The sequence below is a fragment of the Collinsella sp. CLA-ER-H8 genome (assembly GCF_040092335.1).
In the GTDB taxonomy this organism is placed as follows: Bacteria; Actinomycetota; Coriobacteriia; order Coriobacteriales; family Coriobacteriaceae; genus Collinsella.
This window is the reverse complement of the sequence record NZ_JBBNLU010000003.1, coordinates 22152-44058: the sequence shown is the minus strand read 5'-3', so window position 1 is coordinate 44058 and position 21907 is coordinate 22152. Positions and strand designations below refer to the sequence as shown.

Sequence of the window (21907 nt, the reverse complement as noted above, 5' to 3'; positions counted from 1 at the left end):
GCAGAAGTTATGCCTCCGCGCGGAGCGGCGCGAAGCTGGCGGTACCGCCCTCGATAACGCTCAGATAAGCACGGCCCGTACGCTTGGCGGTAGAGGACTGCAGGCGCTCGATCTCTTCCTCGAGGATCTGATTGACGCGCTCGTGACGACGGTTTTCCATAATGCCGGCGGCAATAGCCTCGGCCCGCTCGATGCTCTCGCGCGAGATACGGGCAGTATCCTCGGGGAACACAGCGCTGTGACGACCGACATAGGCGGGGGCAGCAGGCTGAGGGGCAGCGACGGGAGCGGGGGCCGTAACAGGAGCAGGCTCGTCAATCTCATCCAGAATCGCGGTGGCGGCGGCCCACATGTCCTCGTGGCCCGAGTAATCGGGCATGGGAACATCAACCTCGAGCGAGGCGTCCGGAAGGTCGCCGGTGTCGATGCGATCTTGGACATCAATCGATGCGGTGATGGCCGCAGGCTCATCGAGGTCATCGAGATCGATGTCCGCGGCACCGGAGATGATAGGCATGCTGGCGAGGTTTGCATTGTACGGCGCAGCCTCAGCCGCCTGCTGCTGGGCAGGAGCGCCCCACAGCGAGCTTTCGGCGGCACGGCGGGCGGCAACGGCCTCCTCGTCCGCAGTCATGGCTTCATCAACGTACGAATTGTCGGCAGAAGCGTTCGCGTCCGCCGAGGTAGCGTTGTAGGCGTTATTGGCTGCCGCGTTGGCAACGAGTGCCACGAAAGCCGCCGTGCTGCCCGCAGGGGCGGCCTGGGAACCAGACACGGCGCGTGCCGCGGCGGCGATGTCGTCGCGATTGAAGGAGCCGGTCTGCCCGCCGTTGGTGAGCTCGTCGATGGCGACTTGATAGACGTCGCGCGAGTGTGCAGGGTCGCAGCTCACCGGCGAATCGTCGTCGAGCATACTGTCGATCATGGACCAAGCCTCGTCCTCGTCCATAGCATCTGCGGCTCGAGCGATGGTAGGGACACCATCATCGGCATGACGGCGCTGGAACGCACCAGTCAGGCCGGAAAGGAATGCCGAGGTAGACTGCTCCGCCTGAGCCTGAGAATCAGAAGTCGCAGCGTAAGGAGTCGCATCCTGCTGCTGGGCTGGAATCGAGGCGGTCTTGAACTCGCTTTGATGCTGATTGAGATTGGCGGCACCGCCCATGGCATCGGGCTGGAACAGACGCTCTTCACGCTGCGCACGGTACTCGGAGATACCCAGCGAGGCGGCATAGATACCCACGCCCGCCACCGCACCCACGGCGAAGGGAACCGCACCCGCCACGACCGTCTCGTTCACCGACGAAAACGGCAGCGTCGCGGCATACATAACCACGGGAGCGGCAAGGCCGATCCCGCACGAAAGTCCGGCAAGGACTGCTCGTTGTGTTGCATCAGAAGAAGCCATGAGCTCTCCCCATCTTCCAGCACCCAAATCGCATCATTCAGTTGGCTGCGCGAGAGAAGATGAAGCGGGGCTATGCCCCAAAGCAACGGTATATGGTTCGTTTCATCTGCGTTTTCCGTCGCGAAGCTTAAGAGCTATTATGCGAAACCGCCCTATCGATTGCAAGCGACGATGTCGGATTGAAACGGGAAACCTGCTGCTTGCAAGTCTTATGGTCAAAAATAAGTGCGAAGCGGCGATATAGAAAAGGGCCGAGGCTCAAAGCCCCGACCCTTTATCGCATTGATGATTAACGCTGCGTGTGGATTACAACCTAGAACGTCTGCTCGTAGTCGCTGTGCTTTTTGGCCGAACGCACCAGGAACTCCTGGTTGGTGTTGGTGCCCTTTAGACCCTTGATAAACGATGCGGCCGCGCGCTCGGTGTTGTTCATGCCGGCAAGAATGCGACGTAGACCAAAGACAAACGGACGCATCTGCTCGTCGACCAACAGGTCCTCGTTACGCGTACCGGAGGCAACGGGGTCGATAGCCGGGAAGATGCGGCGATCGGCTAGGTCGCGGTCGAGCTTAAGCTCCATGTTGCCGGTGCCCTTGAACTCCTCAAAGATGACCTCGTCCATCTTGGAACCGGTGTCGATGAGGGCAGAGGCCAGGATGGTGAGCGAGCCACCGTTCTCGATATTACGGGCTGCGCCCAGGAAGCGCTTGGGCGGATACAGGGCCGCCGAATCGACGCCGCCCGAAAGGATGCGGCCTGAGGCGGGCGCCGCCAAGTTGTAGGCGCGGGCAAGACGCGTGATGGAGTCGAGCACCACCACGACATCGCCGCCCAGCTCCACGATGCGCTTGGCGCGCTCGATGACGAGCTCTGCCACACGAGTGTGGTTGTCGGCGGGCATATCGAAGGTCGACGCCACAACCTCGCCCTTGATGGAACGCTGCATATCGGTAACCTCTTCGGGGCGCTCGTCGACGAGCAGGCAGATGAGGTGCACCTCGGGGTTGTTAATCGAGATAGACTGGCAGATCTTCTTGAGGATCGTGGTCTTGCCGGCCTTGGGCGGGGACACGATCAGGCCACGCTGACCCTTGCCGATCGGCGACACGATGTCGATGGCGCGACCGGTAATGGAGTCCTTGCCATGCTCCATGCGCAGCGGCTCGTTGGGATAGACCGGGGTGAGGTCACCGAACTTGGGGCGGTTGCGAATCTGCTCGGGGTCCAGACCGTTGACGGTCGTGATTTTGGCGAGGCCGGCGCGCTTGTCGCCGCCGCGCGAAGGACGCAGCGAGCCCTCGATGACGTCGCCCGTGCGCAGACGCGCGGAGCGGATGAGGTAGGCAGGGACGAAGGCGTCGTCGTTGGACTTCATGTAACCGTGGGCATGGATGATACCGGAGCTGTCCGGACGAATCTGCAGGATACCCTTGATGTCGCGGAAGCCCTCGGCCTTCGCGGCGGTGACGTAGATCTCCTCGACGAGCTCGGCTTTCTTCTTGCCGGTCGTCTCGATCTCGAACTCCTTGGCCTTCTCGCGCAGCTCGGCGACCTTCATGGCCGCGAGTTCCTCACGCGAAAGCGTGGGCTCGGTGGGGGCGGCGTTGCGCTCCTTGTTGCGCTGTTTGCGATCGCGCTGGCGGTTGCGGCGGTCGTTGTTGCGGTCGTCCTTGCGCTCATTGCGCTCCTCGTTGCGCTTGTGCTGGCGACGGTTGGGGCGAGCGCCGTCTTCGGCCACGCCGGGCGCGGCGCCATCGGTTGCGGCGGCGTCGGTATCGGCCGCAGCGGCGTCATTGGCCTCGGCGCCGGAATCAATCTGCGCTTCGGCATCAGCCTGCTGCTCGGACGCCTTGGCCTTAGCGGACTTCTTACGACCGCGCTTGGGATTCTCAGACGCAGGCTGTTCGATGTCCTGGGGCTCGGCGGCATCAGTCGATGCATCGACGGTCGTCTCGGCGGAATCCTCGGACGCACCCTTCTTGGCAGTCTTGGCCTTGGACGTGCGCTTAGAAGCAGTACGACGGCTGCGACCGGGACGGACGTCGGCGGGCTCGGCATCGACAGAAACGGCCTCGGAAGTCGTAGCATCCTGGACGGGCGCGTCGGCGGCGGTTGCAGACTCGGCGGTCGCCGCAGCATCCCGAGCGGCTGCAGCTGCGGCTGCGGCCTTCTCTGCCTCGACGAAGGCCTTGGGCTTGCGACCGCGACGGTGCGGGCGCAAAGCCGGATCGACAACGGGAACTTCGCTGGCCTCGACAGGCGCAGCGGGCTCAGCAGGCGATGTGCCCTCCCCTGCCGCGGAACGGACCGAAGCCTCAGTGAGCTCGAGGGTTGCCTGTTCAGCAACCTGCTCGGCCTTAGCAGCCGTGCGACGGCGTGTGCGCGGTGCCGGCTTCTCGGTCGGCTGGTCGGCGGCAGGCGTCTCGGTGGCAGCAGGCGTCTCGGGCACAGACGGAGCTGCAAGCTCGGTCAGAGCCGCGGCCTCACGCTCGGCAGCACGACGGCGGGCGCGCACCACCTGAGCCTCGCTAATCTGCGCCAACGCACGTGCCTGCGCGACCTCATCGGAAATCGGCGCCGAGGAGTCAGCTACAACGGTGCGCTTGGCACGCGTCGTGCGCGTAGTACGGCGCTTGGGCTTGGTGACCACCTCGCCGTCAGCGACAGGCTTGGCCGTGCGGCGCGTGCGCTTGGGCTTTACCGGAACAGCCTCCTCACCAGTTGCAGGCACGGCTTTCTCAGCCGCTGAAGGCGTAGGCGTCGAAGCAGCCTTAGGCGTCTCAGGAGCCGAGGCTTGCGCGGGCGCCGCGACCTGGTCCGACACAACCGGTGCAGCGGGAGCGCCTTGCGTCGTCGTTATTTCGTTTTCTTGCTGTTGATCAGACACAGTGTTTGCTCAACTTTCTTTTCAAGCCCTGTGATCACATGCTCCCTGCATAAACCTTCAGGGCGGCTAAACAGTCTAGTTCCGTCAAATACCGACGGACATCATTGATCTGTATCGAGATGATTGCGTCATATACGCAGCGTTAGTGTAACACAACCGCCGCCACCTGCAACTTAGTCATTGGGAACGCTCTTAAACGACTAGTCAAAAGGGGCGCTCTTTGGTTTAACACCCACAAATCTGACTGCCTCCGCCAAAACTATGGCGGTTTACTACGATGAATCGCTCAGCCGCGACCACTCCGAAACTTGTTGAACTAAAACCGCAGGTAGATGCCTTGCACTTTTTTGCGAAAAGCCGGCGTGGTTGGAATTTTTCATTTCATCGTAGTAAACCGGCATAGTTTCGTATTTCCAGCAGTTCCAAATTCGTCAATACGTCGGCGTTTGCAAAAAGCCCGACCTCCGTGGGAGATCGGGCTTTCAAGGCTCAGTTAAACCAAACCTTCACGGTCAAATGACTCGCAGATTACATCTGCTCGGGCGCGGAAACGCCAACGAGGGTGAGCACCAGAGCGAGCGTCACGCGGACGGCGTCGCAAGCAGCCAGACGGGCGCGCGAAAGCTCGGGATCGACGGGACGGCCCTCGCTCGGCAGAACCTGGCAGGCAGCGTAGAAGCTGTGGAAGTCGCCGGCGAGTTCCTCGGCAAAGTGCGTCAGACGGAACGGGGCGCGGTCGCGAGCGCAGCTGGCAATCAGGTCGGTGAGCTCGTTGAGCTTGCGCGAAAGGGCAAGCTCGGTCGGGTCGGTCAGTAGCGAGTAATCGACGTTCTCACCGATGGCCTTGGCGGCGACGGCCTTCATGCCCATCTCGTCAGCCTGCTCGGGCGTAACGTCGGCGGCACGGCGCAGGATGGAGCACACGCGGGCGTGAGCGTACTGCACGTAGTACACCGGGTTGGAGTTGTCGCGCTTCTTGACGGCCTCGATATCGAAGTCGACCATCTGGTTGGAGCTCTTGGAGATGAGCGTGTAACGGGCGGCGTCGGAGCCGACCTCGTCGACGAGCTCCTGCAGGGTCACCATGGTGCCCTTGCGCTTGGACATACGGACGGGCTTGCCGTTACGCAGCAGGTTGACGAGCTGGCCCAGCAGAACCTCAAACTTGCCGGGGTAACCCAGAGCGTCGCAGACGCAGCGGACGCGCTCGATGTAGCCGTGGTGGTCGGCGCCCCAGATGTCGATGACATGGTCGACGCGCTGGAACTTATCCCAGTGATAGGCAACGTCGGAGGCGAAGTAGGTGTACTCGCCGTCGGACTTGATCAGGACGCGGTCCTTGTCATCGCCCAGGTCGGTGGAGCGGAACCACAGGGCGCCGTCCTTGGTGTAGAGGTAGCCCATCTTGTCGAGCTTCTCAAAAGCGCGGTCAACGGCAGAGGTACCGGCGGTCTCGCCCTCGGTGTCCTTCACGTACAGCGAACGCTCGGAGTACCAACGATCGAAGTCGCAATTGACGGCGTGGCAGAGGTCGCGCATGTTGTCGACCATCTTTACGTAGCCGCGCTCGCGGAAGCTCTCCATGCGCTCCTGCGGATCGGCGTCGACCCACTTGTCGCCGTCGGTGCGCCAGAACTCGGCGGCCTCGTCGATGATGTAGTCGCCGCCGTAGGAGTCCTTGCCCAGAGTCTCGGCAAAGTTGTCCTGGTACGGATGAGTCTCGGGGTGCTCGTCGTTCTCGTCGGCAACAAAGGCGTCGCGGTCTGCGATCAGCAGCTTGTGAGCCTCGTCGATATCCACACCCTGCTTGGCGATGATGTCGGCAAGCTGCATATAGCGCGTGCTGATGGAGTTGCCAAAGGTGTTCATCTGAGAGCCGTGGTCATTGATGTAGAACTCACGCTGGATGTCGTAACCGGCGTGATCCATAACGCGGCAGAGGGAGTCGCCCAGAGCGGCCCAGCGGCCATGGCCGATGTGCATGGGGCCGACGGGGTTAGCGGAAACGAACTCGACCTGGGTCTTCAGGCCACCGCCGACGTTGGACTTAGCGAAGTCCATGCCCTTCTCGCGAGCCTCGCCAAAGATGGCATTCTTGACGGCGACAGAGAGGTAGAAGTTGATGAAGCCGGGGCCTGCGATCTCGACCTTCTCGATCGCGGGGTCCTCGGGCATATGGGCAACGATGGCCTCGGCGATCTTGCGCGGGGCGCAGTGGGCCAGCTTGGCGGACTTCAGGGCCATGGTAGAGGTCCACTCGCCATGAGAAGTGTCAGCCGGTCGCTCGATAGCGCAATCGTCAAGTTCAAATGCGGAAAGGTCGCCGGCCTCCTGGGCCGCAGCAAGCGCAGCGCGTACCAGCTCTTCAATCTTCTCGGGCATAGATCCTCCTTGTGTTAAAGCCCCCGAGCTCTTGGTCACTCGTAGGGCAAAAGCCAGAGTTTGTAGCACTCTATCACAAGCGACGGGCACTGTCGCAGGGTAAAGCTAATAGATATTGCATATGCACAAAAATGACTACAGCTTGTATGGAGTCACTCAAAGATGCCGGTCTGCCTGCAGATTATGCAGGCGTTAAAATGCATAAAGGTGTGAATGAGCTGCGCCTGTTATCGAATACTCTTACCTATCAGAGTTGTGTGCTTTTCCTGCATAAAGTAAGGGTTTACGCACGTCAGCGTGTTATTCTAGACATACGTAAATTCGTATAAGTTGGAGGTAGCATGTTCTCAATCGGTCAACACGTCATTCATCCGGGTCAGGGAGTCTGCACCGTCGTCGGTTTTAGGGACGACACACCGCAGCCCATGCTGCTGCTCGAGACCAAGCAGGGACATGCGCAGACGATCCTCATGTACCCCGTGGCGCAGGCCGACCGTTTGCACGCCGCCATCTCGCAGCAAGATGCCGAGCACCTGCTGAGCCACTATGACGAGCTGGAGTGCGACACCTTTACCGAGCGCAACAGCTCGCTTGAGGAGACACACTTTAAGCAGCAGCTCAAGCTGGGCGCGCCCGAGACGGTCCGCGTGGCAAAGACCATGATGCACCGCATTCGCCAGGCCGAGGAAGCTGATAAAAAGCCCAGCTCCTACTACATGCGCGTACTCAAGGAAGCCAAGCGCCGCTCCATCGAGGAGTTCGCTGTGGCCTTGGGCGTCACCGAGGAGGATGCCGAAGCCCGCCTAGCCCAAGCCGCCCTCAACTAACCCATCCACGCCAAAAACCACCACAAAGGAAACAGGCACCTTTGTGGTGGTTTTCTTGTTCTAGTAGTATTCATTCTTATCGATACCCACGAGCACAAGGAGTCTCTTATGGCAGAGCCGCTTACCGCCGGAATCACCCGCGACCGCGCGTTCGAACTGCTCAACGAGCACAACAAGGACCCGTTCCACATCACCCATGGCGAGACGGTCGAGGGCACTATGCGCTACTTTGCGCGCGAGTTCGACCCCGAGAACGAGGAGTTTTGGGGCATCGTCGGTCTGCTGCACGACCTGGATTGGGAGGAGCATGAGGACGACCCCATGAACCACACCATCTATGCTGCCGAGATTCTTGAGGGCGAAGGTGCGTCTCCCGAGCTCATTCGCGCCATCCAGACGCACACGTCCGATTTCAACGCCTCGCTGCCCAAGCCCGAGTCGCAGATGGAGAAGATCCTATTTGCGTGCGACGAACTTACCGGCCTGATCGGGGCCGCCGTTATCATGCGTCCGAGCAAAAGCGTCATGGACTTTACGACCAAGTCGCTCAAGAAGAAGTTCAAGGACAAGCGCTTTGCCGCCGGCTGCTCGCGCGACGTGATTACGCAGGGCGCCGAGATGCTGGGCTGGGAGCTCCCCGAGCTTTTCGACCGCACCATCGCGGCCATGCAGTCCTTCGCCCCCGACCGCGATACCTTCCAGGCCTAACCGCCCACGCCACCTAAAACCACCACAAAGGGGACAGGCACCTTTGTGGTGGTTTTTCTTGCGCGGGCGTTAGGGGCGGACCTGGCCGGTGCCGCGGAGCTTGTATTTGTAGGTGGTGAGGGCCTCGGCGGCAAAGGGGCCACGGGCGTGGAGCTTTTGGGTCGAGATGCCGATCTCGGCGCCCAGGCCAAACTCGCCGCCGTCAGTAAAGCGAGTGCTGGCGTTGGAGTACACGGCCGAGGCATCGACAGCATCGAGGAAGCGCTCGCAAGCATCCGTATCCTCGGCAACGATGGCCTCGGAGTGCATCGTGCCGTAGCGGTTGATGTGTGCGATGGCCTCGTCCTCGTTTGCCACGACCTTCACGCTCATCTCGAGCGCCAGGTACTCGCGACCCCAGTCCTCCTCAGTCGCGGCGACGTAGTCATCGCCCTCCACAAGCCCGGCATCGGCGCATGCGGCGCAGGTTGCCTCGTCGCCGTGAATCAGCACGCCGTGGTCATGCAGCACGGTCACGACCGCGGGCAAAAACGCATCGGCCACAGCACGGTCGACCAGCAGCGACTCGGCGGCATTGCACACGCCTACGCGCTGGGTCTTGGCATTAACGATAATGTTGAGCGCCTTATCAAAGTCGGCGGATTCATGCACGTAGATGTGGCAGTTGCCCGTGCCCGTCTCGATCACCGGCACAAGCGACTCGCGCACGCAGCGCTGGATCAGGCCTGCACCTCCGCGCGGAATGAGTACGTCGACAATACCGCGGAGCTTCATGAGCTCGCCGGTGGCCTCGCGGTCGGTGGACTCGATCATCGACACGGCCTCGCGCGGGAAGCCCTTGGCCTCGAGCGCATCGGCCAGCAGCTCGGCAATCATGGCACACGAGTGATAGGCCAGCGAGCCGCCGCGCAGAATGCAGGCGTTGCCGGTGCGGATGCAGATGCCCGCGGCATCGGCCGTCACGTTGGGGCGCGCCTCATACACCATGGCGACCAGACCCAGTGGCACACTCACGCGGGTCAGGTCCACGCCGCTTGCGAGTATACGGTGGTCGAGCACGCGGCCCACGGGATCGGGCAGCTCGGCGAGCTTTTCCAGGCCGGCGGCCATGCCCTCGACGCGCTCGGGCGTCAGCAGCAGGCGATCGAGCAGTCCGGCCGAGGTACCCGCATCGCGCGCAGCGGACATATCGAGCTCGTTGGCGGCGACGATGGAGTCGACACCGTTGCGCAGTGCTGCGGCCATGGCGCGCACGGCCTCCTGGCGCTGCTCATCGCTCGCCGTGGCAAGCGAGGCCGACGCTGCCTTGGCGGCAACGGCAAGATCGTGGACATACGTGGCTATATCGACCGACATGGGCGGCCCTTTCTCCTAGAAGTTTGCAACCATGGTAGCCGATTTGCGCATGGCCTCGCCCGCGGCGGTAGAATTGGTCAACCCGAAACACCGCAACGAACGGAAGACTCACATGGCCCTCATCACTTCGTACCACGTCCCCGGCCTTTACGTCGAGGACCACAGCATCGACGTCCCCCTTGACTGGCGCGGCCTGGAGCCGATGCTCCTGGCCGTCGGCAGCACCATGCGCCGCGGCGCTATGCCGGCACCCATCGCCGGCGCGCCCGAGAGCATCAAGCTCTTCTACCGCGTGGTTTGCGCGCCCGACCGCATCAACGACGATCTGCCACTGCTCCTGTTTTTGCAGGGCGGCCCCGGCGGCGAGAGCCCGCGTCCGCTGACGCCCACAAGCGACGGCTGGATCGAGGAGGCCGTCAAGCACTTCCGCGTGGTCCTTCCCGACCAGCGCGGCACCGGACGCAGTAGCTGCGTGGACGGACGCACGATCAAGGCACTGGGTGAGCGCGCGACGGCGGCCGGCTCCGATGCTGCACGCTCGCAGGCGGATTTCCTCAAGCGCCACCTCGCCAGCTCCATCGTGCGCGATTTTGAGTACCTGCGCCTGGTGGGCTTTGTCGGCAAGCCCTGGGTCACACTCGGGCAGAGCTACGGCGGCTTTTTGACGTTGAGCTATCTGTCGCTCTTCCCCGAGGGCATAGCGGCAAGCTTTACCTGCGGCGGCATCCCCCACGTGCCGGCGAGCGCAAGCGAGGTCTACGCGCACACCTTCCCGCGCATGGCCGCCAAGACGCAGCAGTATTACGACCGCTACCCCGCTGACGTCGACCGCGTGGCAGCCCTGGCCGATGCGCTCGAGGCCCAGAAGCCCGTGCTGCCCGACGGCTCGCCGATGACGGTCGAGCGCCTACAGCTCATGGGCAGCGACTTTGGCATGAAGCCGAGCTTTGAGCGCATGCATTGGATTATCGATCACGCGTTTGTTACTGGCGACGGTACGCTTAGCTGCGGCTCCTCGGTATCCGACAGCTTTTTGATGCGCGCCTTCGAGCGCACCAACACGCGTACAAACCCGCTGTACTGGACGCTGCAGGAGTTTATCTACGCCGACGGCGACACCATGCCCATTCGCTGGGCCGCAGCAGAGGAGAAGGCCCATCGTGCCGAGTTCGACACACTCGCGCGCCCGCTCATGTTTACCGGCGAGGCCATGTTCCCGTGGATGTTTGAGCAGATGCCCGAGCTTATGCCGTTTAAGCCCGCCATGGACCTGCTGATGGAAGACACCAGCTGGGACAAGATCTACGACCCGCAGCGCCTAGCCTGCAACGAGGTGCCACTCCAGGCCGCGGTGTATTTCGACGACATGTACGTCGATTCGGGCATGCAGCTCGATACGCTCAGCCGCGTGGGCAACTCGCATGCCTGGGTGACCAACGAGTTCGAGCACGACGGCCTGCACGGCAGCGTGGTGTTCAAGCACCTCTTCGACGAAGCGCTCAACCGCGGAGACCTGCGCCGGATCTTCTAGCTAAGGAGTGTCCCAAAGTGCCGGCACATAAGGAACGTCCCCAAGTGCCGGCACGAGAAAGACAGCGCTGCAGGAAACGATCCGCAGCGCTGTCTTTCTTTATGCAAATACGATCAAGTTATCCCTGTGTATCGCCGGCTTCTCGGCCAGGTTAGCGAGCAGGCGGTTGCTGGCGATCTGGTCCTGGCGGCGGCCGGCTGCAAGCTCCAGCACGTCCGAATCGGCCTCGGCGATACCGCGGGCGACGACCATACCGCTCGGATCGCACACATCGAGCACATCGCCCTCGGCAAACTGGCCATCGACCTCGCGAATACCCACCGCAAGCAGGGAAGAGCCACGGCTGACCAGCGCCTTCGCAGCACCGTCATCAACCGTCACCGAGCCGTGGGCCTTGTCGCCCAGCGCGATCCACAGTTTGCGGGGTGCGATGTCCAGGCGCTCCGCCGGCGGATCGAACAGGGTTCCCACGCTCTCGCCGCGGGCGAGACGCACGAGGGCATCGGGCTCCTCGCCCGAGCAAATCACGCTCTGAATGCCCGCCGTCATCAGGATGCGGCTCGCGCGAATCTTGGTGATCATGCCGCCCGTACCCACCGAGGTCGAAGAATCACCCGCCGAGGCAATGATCTTGGCATCGATCTTATGCACGACCGGGACAAACTCGGCCGTCGGATCCTCGTGCGGATTGGCGGTGTAGAGGCCGTCGATGTCGGACAGCGTCACGCACAGGTCGGCGGAAACCAGGCAGCTCACGAGCGCCGCCAGCGTGTCGTTGTCGCCAAACTTGATCTCGTCGACGGTAACGGTGTCGTTCTCGTTGACGACCGGCACCACGCCCAGCTCCACCAGACGCAGCAGGGCGTCGCGCGCGTGCAGGTAGGACGTGCGACGCGCCGTGTCGTGACGCGTGAGCAGCACGAGCGAGGTGAGCAGGTCGCGCGCATGGAACTCCTCGTCGTAGGCCGACGAGATGATGCACTGACCAGCCGAGGCGCAGGCCTGCAGGCTCGGAAGGTCGCCGACCGGCTTGCGGTCGAAGCCCAACACGGGATAGCCACAGGCGATAGCGCCCGAGCTCACCACGACCAGACGCCAGCCGAGCTTGCGCAGCGCTGCGGCTTGATCGGCAAGTCCGCCGATAAAGGCGCGGTTGACCTTGCCATCGGCGCCCACCACCGTGGACGAACCGATCTTTACCACCATCGTTTTATAAGAAGTCGTCATACGTCAAACCAATCAACTGTTCAGCGAACGGGCGAACGGGCAAGCGAGAAAATGATCCGTTATCTTCCGTCGCATGCTGATCATTTTGCCCAGGGGAAAGCCGAGGCCGCGGCCATGTTCTTGCGCACGAGCTCGTCGCGCACCTGAGCCAGGCCCTGCTCCATGCCCACCACATAGGTCTGCGGGTACAGGAAGCGCTTGAAAGCTGCGTCCAGATGATCGAGCGCCCAAACACAGCGCTCGCGCGCGTCCTGGATGCTCTCACGCGGAGCCACTGCGCTGCCATCGCGCACGATCGGCACCAGCAGCTCGCGATACTCAAGCTCCGACACGTCGGTCACCAGGGCGGCATCATTCACGGCCACGAGGGTATTGCCGCGCGCGGCGCCCTCCCCCGCCAGATGGTCCTCGTCGTAGATCATGTCGCAGACCGGGCCGCCAAAGCCGTCGTAATAGCGGCGCACACGCTGCACGCCCGGGATCGTGCGCTTGTAGGGCTGCTCGGAGAGCTTGACCACCGGCGTCCACGGGTCGGCCTCGCTCGCACGGCGGGCGGAAAGCTTGTACACGCCGCCCAGCGCCGGCTGGTCATAGCAGGTCGCAAGCTTGGTACCCACGCCAAAGCTGTCGATGGGCGCGCCCTGGTCGAGCAGCGACTGAATCGTGTACTCATCCAGATCGTTAGAAACCGAGATCCCCACATAGGGCAGGCCCTCGGCATCAAAACGGCCGCGAACATACTTGGAGAGCTTGGCAAGGTCGCCGGAGTCGATGCGAATAGCCGACAGGCGCTCGCCCACCGCCTCCATCTCCTTGGCAACCGTAATGGCATGCTCGCAGCCCTCGCGCACGTCATAGGTGTCGATGAGCAGCGTGCAGTTCTTGGGGCTCGACTTGGCAAAGGCGCGGAAGGCCTCGAGCTCGGAATCGAAGCTCATCACCCAGCTGTGCGCATGCGTGCCAAAGACGGGAATACCGTAGCGGCGGCCGGCGAGCACATTGGACGTAGAGGAGCAGCCGGCAACGTAGCTCGCGCGCGCAACAGCTAGGCCGCCATCGGGGCCCTGGGCACGGCGCAGGCCAAACTCCGCCACGGGGCGACCGTCAGCGGCGAGCACCACGCGCGCCGTCTTGGTGGCGACAAGCGTCTGGAACCCGACGATGTTGAGCAGCGCCGTCTCGAGCAGCTGGCACTCCAGCGCGGGGCCGGTGACGCGCACCATGGGCTCGCGCGGAAAGACGAGCTCGCCCTCGGGCACGGCGTCGATGTTTACATGCGCACGAAAATCGCGCAGATAGTCGAGGAATGCGGACTTAAACATCGCGCCGCCGGCCGGGGCCTCAAGCGATGCGAGGTAGTCGATATCCTCGGGCGTAAAGCGCAGGTTCTCGACCAGCTCGGGCAGCTCGGCGGTGCCGCACATGACGGCATAGGCGCTGCCAAAGGGATGGTCGCGGTAAAACGCGGTAAAACAACCCTGCTCATTGGCCTTGCCGCTCTCCCACAGGCCCTGGGCCATAGTGAGCTCGTACAGATCGGTGAGCATTGCAATGTCGGTGGGATGCGAGATGTCGGTCAAAGCCATGGGGCGACCTTTCGGATGTGTTGTGCAGAGGTTGAGGGTTGGGCGAGGCGGACGTGCGGGCATGGAGCCCGGCGCGAACAGGTTAGTGCAGGCCCATGCTGCCCGTGATCGTGTAAACCATAAAGACGATAAACGCGATGAGGGCAAGGACAATGATGATTTTTTGAGCCGGCGCCATGCCAGGGATCTCGTTCTCGCCCGTAGGTTCCTTGGAGGTAACCATGCGCTGGGCAAAGGTCATCTCGTCACGGCTCGGCTTGGGCTCGACGGACTTGGGACGAGCGGCCTTTTTAGGCTGAGGTTTGGGCGCGGCAGGTGCAGGCTTCGCAGCAGCGGGCTTGGGTGCGGGCGCGGGCTTGCGCTCGGATGCGGCGTTCGAGGCGACCTCCTCGGCCTTCGCACGTTCGGCGCGCAGGGCAGCCAGCTCCTCACGCTCGCGACGGGCCTCTTCCCGAGCCTCGCGGCGGGCCTTCTCAGCGCGGAGCTCTTCCAACTCAGCGCGCTCCTCGTCGGACAATGGTTGGGACTCAAGCTCGGCCATGGTATAGCCCTTTCTTTTAAAAAAAGCCGCCGACACAATGTCAGCGGCTTATCAAATCCAATGGTGGAGACGAAGGGAGTCGAACCCTCGGCCTCTGCCATGCGACGGCAGCGCTCTCCCAACTGAGCTACGTCCCCAGGACAAGTTGATATTTTACCTACGGCTCGCCAACTGTCAACGCCCAATAACCAGTCTTTTTGGGGCACGGCTATTTTGGCAACTTTTCGAACAGGCGATGCTCTCGATGATTTTTTATCCCCGTCCCAGAAAAATCATCGACGAACGCACTACTTTGCGCTGGTAAGAACACCGGTGGTGTCGAAGGCCGGGGTGAAGCTCTCGTCTACCGCGCCGCCCTCTTGCCAGAACATCGTCGTAAAGCCCAGGTCGTCGGCATGGTCGAGCACCTGCTCGTACTCCTCGCGCGTCACGGCGCGTGCCAGGTCGCCGCCCTGCTCGCGCATGAGCGCATTGGGCGTGTACTGGTTCATAACCGAGATCGGCACGTCGCCCACCGTCCGCCACACCAGGTCCAGCACGCGACACGAATCGTCTGCATGCCCCGGAAGCACCAGGTGACGCACGATCATGCCACGCTTCATAAGCCCGTCCTCGTCCACCAACTCTCCCCCGCGGCGCTCGATCTCGCGCGCCATCTGGGCCAGACCCGACACGGCCACACGCGGGTAATCCTTTATATGGGAGAGCGACTGCGCAAGCCCGGCATCGGCATATTTAAAGTCGGTGAGCCACACATCGACCAGGTCGCCCAGCGCCGCCACGGCACTCGCGCGCTCGTAACCACTCGTGTTGTAGACGATTGGGATAACCAGTCCGCGCGCCCGTGCCGCGGCAATCGCAGCCGGCAACAGGTGCGCATAGTGCGTCGCCGTCACCAAATTGATGTTGTTGGCACCCTGGTCCTGCAGTTCCAGCATAATCTCGACCAGGCGCTCAGGCGAAATCTCAAGGCCAAAATTGCCGGTCGAGATCTCGTGGTTCTGGCAGTAGATACATTTGAGCGAGCAGCCACTAAAGAAGATCGTGCCCGAACCGGCCTCGCCCGAGATAGGCGGCTCCTCCCACATATGAAGCGCGGCGCGGGCCACCTTGAGCGTGTCGTTAGCACCGCAGACGCCGTGCGCGCCCTCATCGCGCGCCGCACCGCAACGGCGCGGACACAAATGGCAGGCGGGCGAAAAAAGTTCGGTCAACGACGTCGGCATAAAACCATGCTCCAAAACAACGATTCAGCAGCTCAAACGTAAAGGGATCAACCCCACAGACGGCTCGAGCCCAAGGCGCCGTAATCGTCCGACACGATTTTTGTAATGTCAAGACTGGAATCGATAAAGTGCCGCTTTATGATGTAGGTATTCCGCCCCCCGCGGAGCAACTGGGTGAACCGTCGCGTTTATTTAGGGAGCCCACACAGTCGTACCTAGTACAGGTATCCTTCGTTGTTAAGGACGCTGGAACAGTCGATGAGGGCACCCACCTGTTTTAGGTGGGTTCATTTTCGTAACGTGGGGGGTGGTTTTCTTTTGCCGAAAATCACCATTACAGTCCATATGGATCACCGCCGGCATCCCGACAAGCCATCGACAACATCCCAATATCTGGTAAGCGCGTGATTATCGCTGCGTGCAATTCCATGCACCCCCCTTGGTCGAGTATTATGGTTCGGCTATGCCCTTTGCGCATGGCGTTCTTCTGACCTTTTCCTTCGACGCTTGGCGGTTTTTAGATTCATGGCTTCATCCCCGAGCTACATACCGTACCTATGCGTGGCAGCGGCGGCCTTTATCACGACCTTCCTCGCGGTGCCCCTGGTCAAGCGCTTGGCAATCAAGCTCGACGCCGTCGACTATCCTTCTAAGCGCCGCATCAACACCAAGCCCATCCCGCGTTTGGGCGGAACGGCGGTGTTTTTGGGCCTGGTCGTCGCCTGCACTGTGCAAATCCTAGGCACCTGGTACCTGGGTTGGCCGCCCGTTTTGGTGCCCCACCCCCGTCTGCACATCAGGTACCCCATACTTGCGCTTTCTTTTACCGTTATCTTTGCGACCGGCGCTATCGACGACGTCTTCCAGCTCACGCCCAAGCAAAAGCTGGCCGGACAGGTCCTCGCCGCGCTTATCGCCTGCATGGGCGGCCTGCGGATCGGCGTCATCGTCAACCCGTTTGCTCCCGGCGAGATCATGCTCGGATGGCTCGCCTACCCCATTACCGTGATCTATCTGGTGGCATTCACCAACATCATTAACCTCATCGACGGCCTCGACGGCTTGGCCACGGGCATCTGCGGCATCGCATCGTTCACCATGTTTTCGATGGCTGTTCTCTCAGGCCGCATCGACGCCGCCGCGCTCTCCATTGCGCTCTTTGGCGCCTGTCTGGCCTTTTTGCGCTACAACTTCAACCCCGCAAGCATCTTCTTGGGCGACTCGGGGTCGTTGCTTCTGGGCTTTGCGCTGGGCTCCATCTCGCTGCTCAACGTGAGCCGCACCGCCGCACTCACCTCGCTTATCATCCCGCTCATCGTTGCCGGCGTGCCCATCATCGACACGTTTAGCGCCATTGTGCGCCGCAAGCGCGCCCACATTAGCATCGGGCAGGCCGACAAGGGCCACATCCACCACCGCCTGATCCAAGAAGGCTACAACCAAAAACAGGCCGTGCTGCTCATCTATGCCTGGTGCATCATGCTTTCGGCCGGCGCCGCCGCGATTAACCAGGTCGAGGTGCCCATGCGCGTGCTCATCTTTACCGTGCTCGCCATTGGCTCGGCGGCCTTCGCCAGGCATCTACATCTATTTGAGCCCGTGCTGCTCCACCATTACAACAAGCGCACGCACGAAGATGAGCTGGTCACCCCCGACGACCCCGCTTTTAAGCAGGAGGAGCAGGCAGCCGAGGAGCGCAAAGAAGAGCGCCACCACAAGCTCTAGGGCAAGCTGCCGAGGATGTGCCAAGGCACCGTTGGCCAAGCGCGGCCGCGCCGCGCCCATCGCACAAGCCACCCTTCTCCCGCCCCTCGCCTACTTACGCCCCGCCCCTCCAATAAACGCGTTATCATCTTGACCCATGAAGATACGTTAGGAGCAATCATGCCAAACGAGAACAGCTACGAAGTCGCGCTGCAAAAGAGCAACGCCATTCGCGAGGGCCTGACCAAAACGCCCGAGAAGTTCACCATGCTCACCGGCGACCGCCCCACCGGCCGTCTGCACCTGGGCCACTACTTTGGCACCCTCAAGGGCCGCGTTGAGCTGCAGAACATGGGCGCCAAGACCAACGTGCTCATCGCCGACTACCAGGTCATCACCGACCGCGACACCACCGAGCATATCCAGGACAACGTGTACAACATGGTCATGGACTACCTTGCCTGCGGTATCGACCCCGACAAGACCATGATCTACGCGCACTCCGCTGTGCCCGCAGCCAACCAGCTCATGCTGCCGTTCCTGTCGCTGGTCTCCGAGGCCGAGCTGGCGCGCAACCCCACGGTCAAGGCCGAAATGGAGGCCTCGGGCCACGAGCTCACCGGCCTTCTGCTCACCTACCCGGTGCACCAGGCCTGCGACATCCTGTTCTGCAAGGGCAACGTGGTGCCCGTCGGTCGCGACCAGCTACCGCACATCGAGCTTACCCGCACCATCGCCCGCCGCTTTAACAACCGCTACGGCAAGGTGTTCCCCGAGGTCGATGCGCTGCTGTCCGAGACCCCGCTGCTGCCGGGCCTGGACGGTCGCAAGATGAGCAAGAGCTATGGCAACGCCATCAATATTTCGATGACCGCCGAGGAGACGGCCAAACGCATCAAGAAGAGCCAGACCGACTCCGAGCGCATGATCACATTCGATCCCGAGAACCGCCCCGGCGTGTCTGGCCTGCTTTCGACAGCCGCCATCTGCACCGGTCGCTCCGAGGTCGAGATTGCCGAGGAGATTGGCATGGGCGGCTCCGGCCAGCTCAAGAAGTACGTGACCGAGGCCGTCAACGAGTACTTCGCACCGATCCGCGAGCGTCGCCAGCGCTACGAGAACGATCTGGACTATGTGAAGGACGTCCTGCACGAGGGCAACCGTCGCGCCAACGAGATCGCCGATCAGACCCTGGCAGAGGTTCAGGACGCCATGGGCATGGTGTACTAGACCGATTTGCTGGCTTGAGCTTTCGATTGCTTTAGGGCGGGCGCTACGACGTCCGCCTTTTTCGGAGCCGGACTGCTTCGGCTCCGCCCATTGCACTCCCCCGATAAACAGGAACGGGCCCGCCGGCAGTCAGTTGCCGGCGGGCCCGTTCCCGAAGTACACCGTTGAATCGCACAGAGGGGAGGAATGCGAATCAAACTCAACAGGGCAGGCTTTTTCATCGCCTATTGCCTGCTCCGTTGTTGAATACAACATAGTTCACCGTGGTTTACTTTGCAGCATCAATATTCGCCGCCATAGCTTCTCCATAAGTTAGCCCCGGTAAACCTGCAACAGAAAACCACCACAAAGGGGACAGGCACCTTTGTGGTGGTTCTGGCCACGGCAGAGCTGTTAGAGTCCGGCAGGCCAACGACAGACGGCCAGGTCGACGTGCATGTCGTCCTTAAACGCCACACCCTCCCCTAGCAAAAGCTCACGTTGAGCATCGGGACCGCCAAAAGCAAAACCCTCGCATATGCGCCCGTCGGCAAACACCACGCGGTGACAGGGAATCTCGCCGGGGCGCGGATTGCTATGCAGGGCATACCCCACATACCGCGCACTTCGTGGTCGACCGGCAAGCAGCGCCACCTGACCATACGTGGCGACCATCCCCTCGGGGATCTGCTCGACCACCTCGTACACCCGTTCAAAAAAGCCCTCAGACGCCATTGCTCGCTCCCTTCCACCCTGAAAAGCATAAACCACCGCAAAGGGGACAGGCACCTTTGTGGTGGTTTATGGCAGGTCAGTTAGTTGGCGGGCTGGAAGAAGGCTACGGCTACGGCGCCAGGGCCTACGTGGGTACCGATGGTGGCGCCGATGGTGTGAACGGGCAACTCGCCCTCGGTGTGGCCAGCCCAAAGTGCCGCGCTGTCCTCGATATACTTCTTGAGCACCGCATCCGAAAGACCCGTATAGCCGAGCGCCAGCGGCATGGAAAAGTCGATGCCGCCCGCCTTTTCGACCTTTTGGTTCAGCAGGTTGCGGCCGTTCTTGGAACCGCGCGCCTTGCCCAGCTGCACGATCAGACCGTCCTCGACAGCCACCACAGGCTTTACGTTGAGCAGCGTGCCCACGGCGCCGGCCGCAGCAGACAGACGACCGCCGCGCACCAGGTACTCCAGCGTCTCGAGCAGGCCGATGACGACCACGCGGTCACGGACGGCCTCGACGGCCGCCGCGATCTGGGCCGCACTACGGCCCTCGTTCACCAGGCGCAGGGCATACTCGACCAGGACACGCTCGCCCAGAGTGACGTTATTGCTATCCACCACGTACACGTCGCCGCCCGGCGCCTCGGCAAGTGCGGTACGGGCACTCTGATTGGTGCCTGATAGCTTAGCGCCCACGGTAATAATCACAGCCTCATCGCCGGCTTCACGAACCTTGGCAATCGCCTGCGAAAACGCGTACGGGTTGACCTGGCCGGTCTTGGGCAGCTCATCGCGCTCCACGAGCATCTCGTAAAAGCGCTGGTGATCGATGTCGATGCCATCCATGTACACATCGGTGCCAAAGGTGACGGACAGTGGCAAAACGGCCAATGCTGGGTGCTCGGCCGGTGACATATCGCTTGCGGAATCGGTAATAATACGGACGGACATAGCGAATCCTTTCTTGCGCAGGTCCCGCGCAGGGAATTTTGACAGCAAGGCCCCAGCACGGTATACGCGCTCAAACAGGACTATGCAGTTGTTAATTGGAAGCAAAAGCCTTGACGACCTTAGATCTCGCGCAGGGTGTTGAGAATCGTACGCAGCGACGCATACATCTGCTCGCGCTGCTCCACACCCATAGCCTTACCGGTGGTATCGAGCACCTCGCGAATGATGCGGTCCGCCTCGCTCATGCTCTCGCCGCCCAGAGCGGTCAGACGCACCGGAGCACGATACTTAACGGCGGCATCGCCCGAATCATCGACCTCGACGTAGCCGCCCTCCTCCAGATGCGCGAGCGTACGCGAGACGGCGGCGCGGGTCACGCCTGCCATGCGAGCCAGGTCAGCGCCAGTCAGGCCGTCCTTGCTGCGCTCAAGATAGTACAGGCACATCACGTCGGAGCCCTTGAGGCCCAGCCTTGCGCCCTCGGATGTCTTAATGCGCTGGATCTCCTTGTAGAGCCCGCTGATCAGTCCGACAAAGTCCTCGAAACGTGTCTCGTCGTTCTGCTGCATGGGAGACGACCGCCTTTCGCTTGCATAATGCTTACGGGTAAACATCTTAACCGTACTTATCGGCCGCCAGCCCTGCACACCCTATTTGTTAACCCATCAACATAAAAACCACCACAAAGGGGACAGGCACCATTGTGGTGGTTTTGACCGTCGAGTTTGATCCGCAGACTTCGCTACAGCTCCACGCAGGGATTGTCGCGAGTCACAAGCGTCTTAACGACAACCGTCGCTCCCAGATAACGCTCGAGCAACTCAGCGAGGCGATCGATCGCGGCCTGGCATTCCCCCATCCGCTCGGGCTCCACGCACTCAATCGCCAGGAACGCATCGGCCGAATCATCGGACAGCGCCGTGCGAACGCCGTCGCGCCAGTTCCAGCATCGGCACACGGCGCCCGCATCATCGATGTAGGCAAGCTCGCCGGGCAACGTCGGGTCATCCACTTCCTCGCCAAGCGGCAGGAACGCATTGCCACCGTCGGTCACCTTCAGGCGAAGGTCCCCCTCGATCGCATGCAGATCCTCGCCTCCCACGGGCAGCGCGTAGGTCAGCGACACCGTGTTGTAAATATCCACCGCGGGCGTAATGTGGCCCACCGGCTTGCCTTTGAGCACGCGTTTGAGCAAGTTCTCGATCGAGCAGCGCGCGCCTTTCTTGGTCTTGAACAGACGATAGGCCTCGCGCCATGCCTTGACCGGTGCGTTCTCGCTGATAGTGTCGCTGGTCAGATGACGCTCCGCATCGATATTGGCGCGGTCGAGCAACGCCGCAATCGCATCCACGTCCTCTTGAGGAATCTGAGCCGTGGGCTTCATGCCCTCCACGACCACAACACCGACCGCTGCCTGCGGAAACAGCTCCCAGAATGAATCCTCGGCAATAAAGCTCTTCATACGCTCTCCCTTCATTATGCGCGCCCGAGTGAGGGCGCCTAAACAAAAAGCGCCCTTACAACGGCCACCTTCAAAGTCCTACGGTGCCGTCACAAGAACGCTTGCGCTGTCCCCATCCGGAGAAGGGGACGATATGTCAGGCGTATTGTAACCCGAGTCATCCACGTGAGCAAAACCACCACA

General features: G+C 61.7%; 17 protein-coding genes and 1 tRNA gene. 5 read left to right on the top strand and 13 right to left on the bottom strand.

Features of this window, described 5'->3' with window-relative positions:
* Positions 1 to 7: 7 nt before the first annotated feature.
* The 3 genes from AAAX72_RS02575 to argS all read right to left on the bottom strand — a co-directional run bounded on the left by AAAX72_RS02575 (position 8) and on the right by argS (position 6677).
* Positions 8 to 1408: a hypothetical protein gene (locus tag AAAX72_RS02575; protein WP_349128907.1), complete on the bottom strand. Its 1401-nt coding sequence runs from the start codon at positions 1406 to 1408 to the stop codon at positions 8 to 10.
* A 313-nt stretch (positions 1409 to 1721) separates the two neighbouring features.
* Positions 1722 to 4295, bottom strand: coding sequence for a transcription termination factor Rho (rho, locus tag AAAX72_RS02570; protein WP_349128905.1), 2574 nt, complete (start codon positions 4293 to 4295; stop codon positions 1722 to 1724).
* Positions 4296 to 4823: 528 nt separating this feature from the next.
* Positions 4824 to 6677: an arginine--tRNA ligase gene (gene argS, locus AAAX72_RS02565; RefSeq protein ID WP_117655689.1), complete on the bottom strand. Its 1854-nt coding sequence runs from the start codon at positions 6675 to 6677 to the stop codon at positions 4824 to 4826.
* Positions 6678 to 7018: 341 nt separating this feature from the next.
* Between argS and AAAX72_RS02560 the strand changes: the two genes are divergently transcribed.
* Entirely contained in the window at positions 7019 to 7504 is a 486-nt protein-coding gene (locus AAAX72_RS02560; protein ID WP_022094807.1) for a CarD family transcriptional regulator, read from the top strand.
* 108 nt (positions 7505 to 7612) lie between these two features.
* Positions 7613 to 8212, top strand: coding sequence for an HD domain-containing protein (locus AAAX72_RS02555; protein ID WP_349128904.1), 600 nt, complete (start codon positions 7613 to 7615; stop codon positions 8210 to 8212).
* A 69-nt stretch (positions 8213 to 8281) separates the two neighbouring features.
* Here the strand turns inward: AAAX72_RS02555 and AAAX72_RS02550 are convergent, their stop codons facing one another.
* Positions 8282 to 9568 carry a glutamate-5-semialdehyde dehydrogenase gene (locus tag AAAX72_RS02550; protein WP_349128902.1) on the bottom strand — a complete coding sequence of 429 codons (1287 nt, stop codon included), beginning with the start codon at positions 9566 to 9568 and terminating at the stop codon, positions 8282 to 8284.
* A gap of 112 nt (positions 9569 to 9680) precedes the next feature.
* On the opposite strand from AAAX72_RS02550, the gene AAAX72_RS02545 reads away from it, so the two are divergent.
* Positions 9681 to 11099: an alpha/beta fold hydrolase gene (locus tag AAAX72_RS02545; protein WP_349128901.1), complete on the top strand. Its 1419-nt coding sequence runs from the start codon at positions 9681 to 9683 to the stop codon at positions 11097 to 11099.
* 99 nt (positions 11100 to 11198) lie between these two features.
* Here AAAX72_RS02545 and proB read toward each other — a convergent pair whose 3' ends face one another.
* The 5 genes from proB to AAAX72_RS02520 all read right to left on the bottom strand — a co-directional run bounded on the left by proB (position 11199) and on the right by AAAX72_RS02520 (position 15679).
* A complete protein-coding gene (gene proB / locus AAAX72_RS02540) occupies positions 11199 to 12326 on the bottom strand; it encodes a glutamate 5-kinase (protein ID WP_035137237.1) in 1128 nt (375 codons plus the stop codon).
* Positions 12327 to 12406: 80 nt separating this feature from the next.
* Positions 12407 to 13912, bottom strand: a complete 1506-nt coding sequence (locus AAAX72_RS02535; protein WP_035137238.1) for a nicotinate phosphoribosyltransferase — start codon at positions 13910 to 13912, stop codon at positions 12407 to 12409.
* Between the two features lie 82 nt (positions 13913 to 13994).
* Positions 13995 to 14453, bottom strand: coding sequence for a hypothetical protein (locus tag AAAX72_RS02530; protein ID WP_349128900.1), 459 nt, complete (start codon positions 14451 to 14453; stop codon positions 13995 to 13997).
* A 61-nt stretch (positions 14454 to 14514) separates the two neighbouring features.
* Positions 14515 to 14590, bottom strand: a tRNA-Ala gene (locus tag AAAX72_RS02525).
* A gap of 150 nt (positions 14591 to 14740) precedes the next feature.
* Positions 14741 to 15679, bottom strand: a complete 939-nt coding sequence (locus AAAX72_RS02520; protein WP_349128898.1) for a radical SAM protein — start codon at positions 15677 to 15679, stop codon at positions 14741 to 14743.
* Positions 15680 to 16204: 525 nt separating this feature from the next.
* Here AAAX72_RS02520 and AAAX72_RS02515 point away from each other — a divergent pair.
* Together AAAX72_RS02515 and trpS are read left to right on the top strand one after the other, a co-directional pair.
* Positions 16205 to 17404 carry an MraY family glycosyltransferase gene (locus tag AAAX72_RS02515; protein WP_349128897.1) on the top strand — a complete coding sequence of 400 codons (1200 nt, stop codon included), beginning with the start codon at positions 16205 to 16207 and terminating at the stop codon, positions 17402 to 17404.
* A gap of 159 nt (positions 17405 to 17563) precedes the next feature.
* Complete coding sequence (gene trpS / locus AAAX72_RS02510; protein ID WP_035137246.1) at positions 17564 to 18613, top strand: tryptophan--tRNA ligase; 1050 nt, start codon at positions 17564 to 17566, stop codon at positions 18611 to 18613.
* A 393-nt stretch (positions 18614 to 19006) separates the two neighbouring features.
* Here the strand turns inward: trpS and AAAX72_RS02505 are convergent, their stop codons facing one another.
* From AAAX72_RS02505 to AAAX72_RS02490, 4 genes are all read right to left on the bottom strand, one after another.
* Positions 19007 to 19327: an MGMT family protein gene (locus AAAX72_RS02505; RefSeq protein WP_217107928.1), complete on the bottom strand. Its 321-nt coding sequence runs from the start codon at positions 19325 to 19327 to the stop codon at positions 19007 to 19009.
* Positions 19328 to 19407: 80 nt separating this feature from the next.
* Positions 19408 to 20262, bottom strand: coding sequence for a DegV family protein (locus AAAX72_RS02500; RefSeq protein ID WP_349128896.1), 855 nt, complete (start codon positions 20260 to 20262; stop codon positions 19408 to 19410).
* A gap of 119 nt (positions 20263 to 20381) precedes the next feature.
* Complete coding sequence (locus AAAX72_RS02495; RefSeq protein WP_022093866.1) at positions 20382 to 20831, bottom strand: MarR family transcriptional regulator; 450 nt, start codon at positions 20829 to 20831, stop codon at positions 20382 to 20384.
* 173 nt (positions 20832 to 21004) lie between these two features.
* Positions 21005 to 21724, bottom strand: a complete 720-nt coding sequence (locus tag AAAX72_RS02490) for a phenylalanine--tRNA ligase beta subunit-related protein (protein WP_349128894.1) — start codon at positions 21722 to 21724, stop codon at positions 21005 to 21007.
* Positions 21725 to 21907 lie beyond the last annotated feature (183 nt).

Excerpts from the sequence above, each read along its gene's own strand:
- AAAX72_RS02575 (WP_349128907.1), bottom strand. The coding sequence starts at position 1,408 with ATGGCTTCTTCTGATGCAACACAACGAGCAGTCCTTGCCGGACTTTCG.
- argS (WP_117655689.1), bottom strand. The coding sequence starts at position 6,677 with ATGCCCGAGAAGATTGAAGAGCTGGTACGCGCTGCGCTTGCTGCGGCC.
- AAAX72_RS02560 (WP_022094807.1), top strand. The coding sequence starts at position 7,019 with ATGTTCTCAATCGGTCAACACGTCATTCATCCGGGTCAGGGAGTCTGC.
- AAAX72_RS02555 (WP_349128904.1), top strand. The coding sequence starts at position 7,613 with ATGGCAGAGCCGCTTACCGCCGGAATCACCCGCGACCGCGCGTTCGAA.
- AAAX72_RS02550 (WP_349128902.1), bottom strand. The coding sequence starts at position 9,568 with ATGTCGGTCGATATAGCCACGTATGTCCACGATCTTGCCGTTGCCGCC.
- AAAX72_RS02545 (WP_349128901.1), top strand. The coding sequence starts at position 9,681 with ATGGCCCTCATCACTTCGTACCACGTCCCCGGCCTTTACGTCGAGGAC.
- proB (WP_035137237.1), bottom strand. The coding sequence starts at position 12,326 with ATGACGACTTCTTATAAAACGATGGTGGTAAAGATCGGTTCGTCCACG.
- AAAX72_RS02535 (WP_035137238.1), bottom strand. The coding sequence starts at position 13,912 with ATGGCTTTGACCGACATCTCGCATCCCACCGACATTGCAATGCTCACC.
- AAAX72_RS02530 (WP_349128900.1), bottom strand. The coding sequence starts at position 14,453 with ATGGCCGAGCTTGAGTCCCAACCATTGTCCGACGAGGAGCGCGCTGAG.
- AAAX72_RS02520 (WP_349128898.1), bottom strand. The coding sequence starts at position 15,679 with ATGCCGACGTCGTTGACCGAACTTTTTTCGCCCGCCTGCCATTTGTGT.
- AAAX72_RS02515 (WP_349128897.1), top strand. The coding sequence starts at position 16,205 with ATGGCTTCATCCCCGAGCTACATACCGTACCTATGCGTGGCAGCGGCG.
- trpS (WP_035137246.1), top strand. The coding sequence starts at position 17,564 with ATGCCAAACGAGAACAGCTACGAAGTCGCGCTGCAAAAGAGCAACGCC.
- AAAX72_RS02505 (WP_217107928.1), bottom strand. The coding sequence starts at position 19,327 with ATGGCGTCTGAGGGCTTTTTTGAACGGGTGTACGAGGTGGTCGAGCAG.
- AAAX72_RS02500 (WP_349128896.1), bottom strand. The coding sequence starts at position 20,262 with ATGTCCGTCCGTATTATTACCGATTCCGCAAGCGATATGTCACCGGCC.
- AAAX72_RS02495 (WP_022093866.1), bottom strand. The coding sequence starts at position 20,831 with ATGCAGCAGAACGACGAGACACGTTTCGAGGACTTTGTCGGACTGATC.
- AAAX72_RS02490 (WP_349128894.1), bottom strand. The coding sequence starts at position 21,724 with ATGAAGAGCTTTATTGCCGAGGATTCATTCTGGGAGCTGTTTCCGCAG.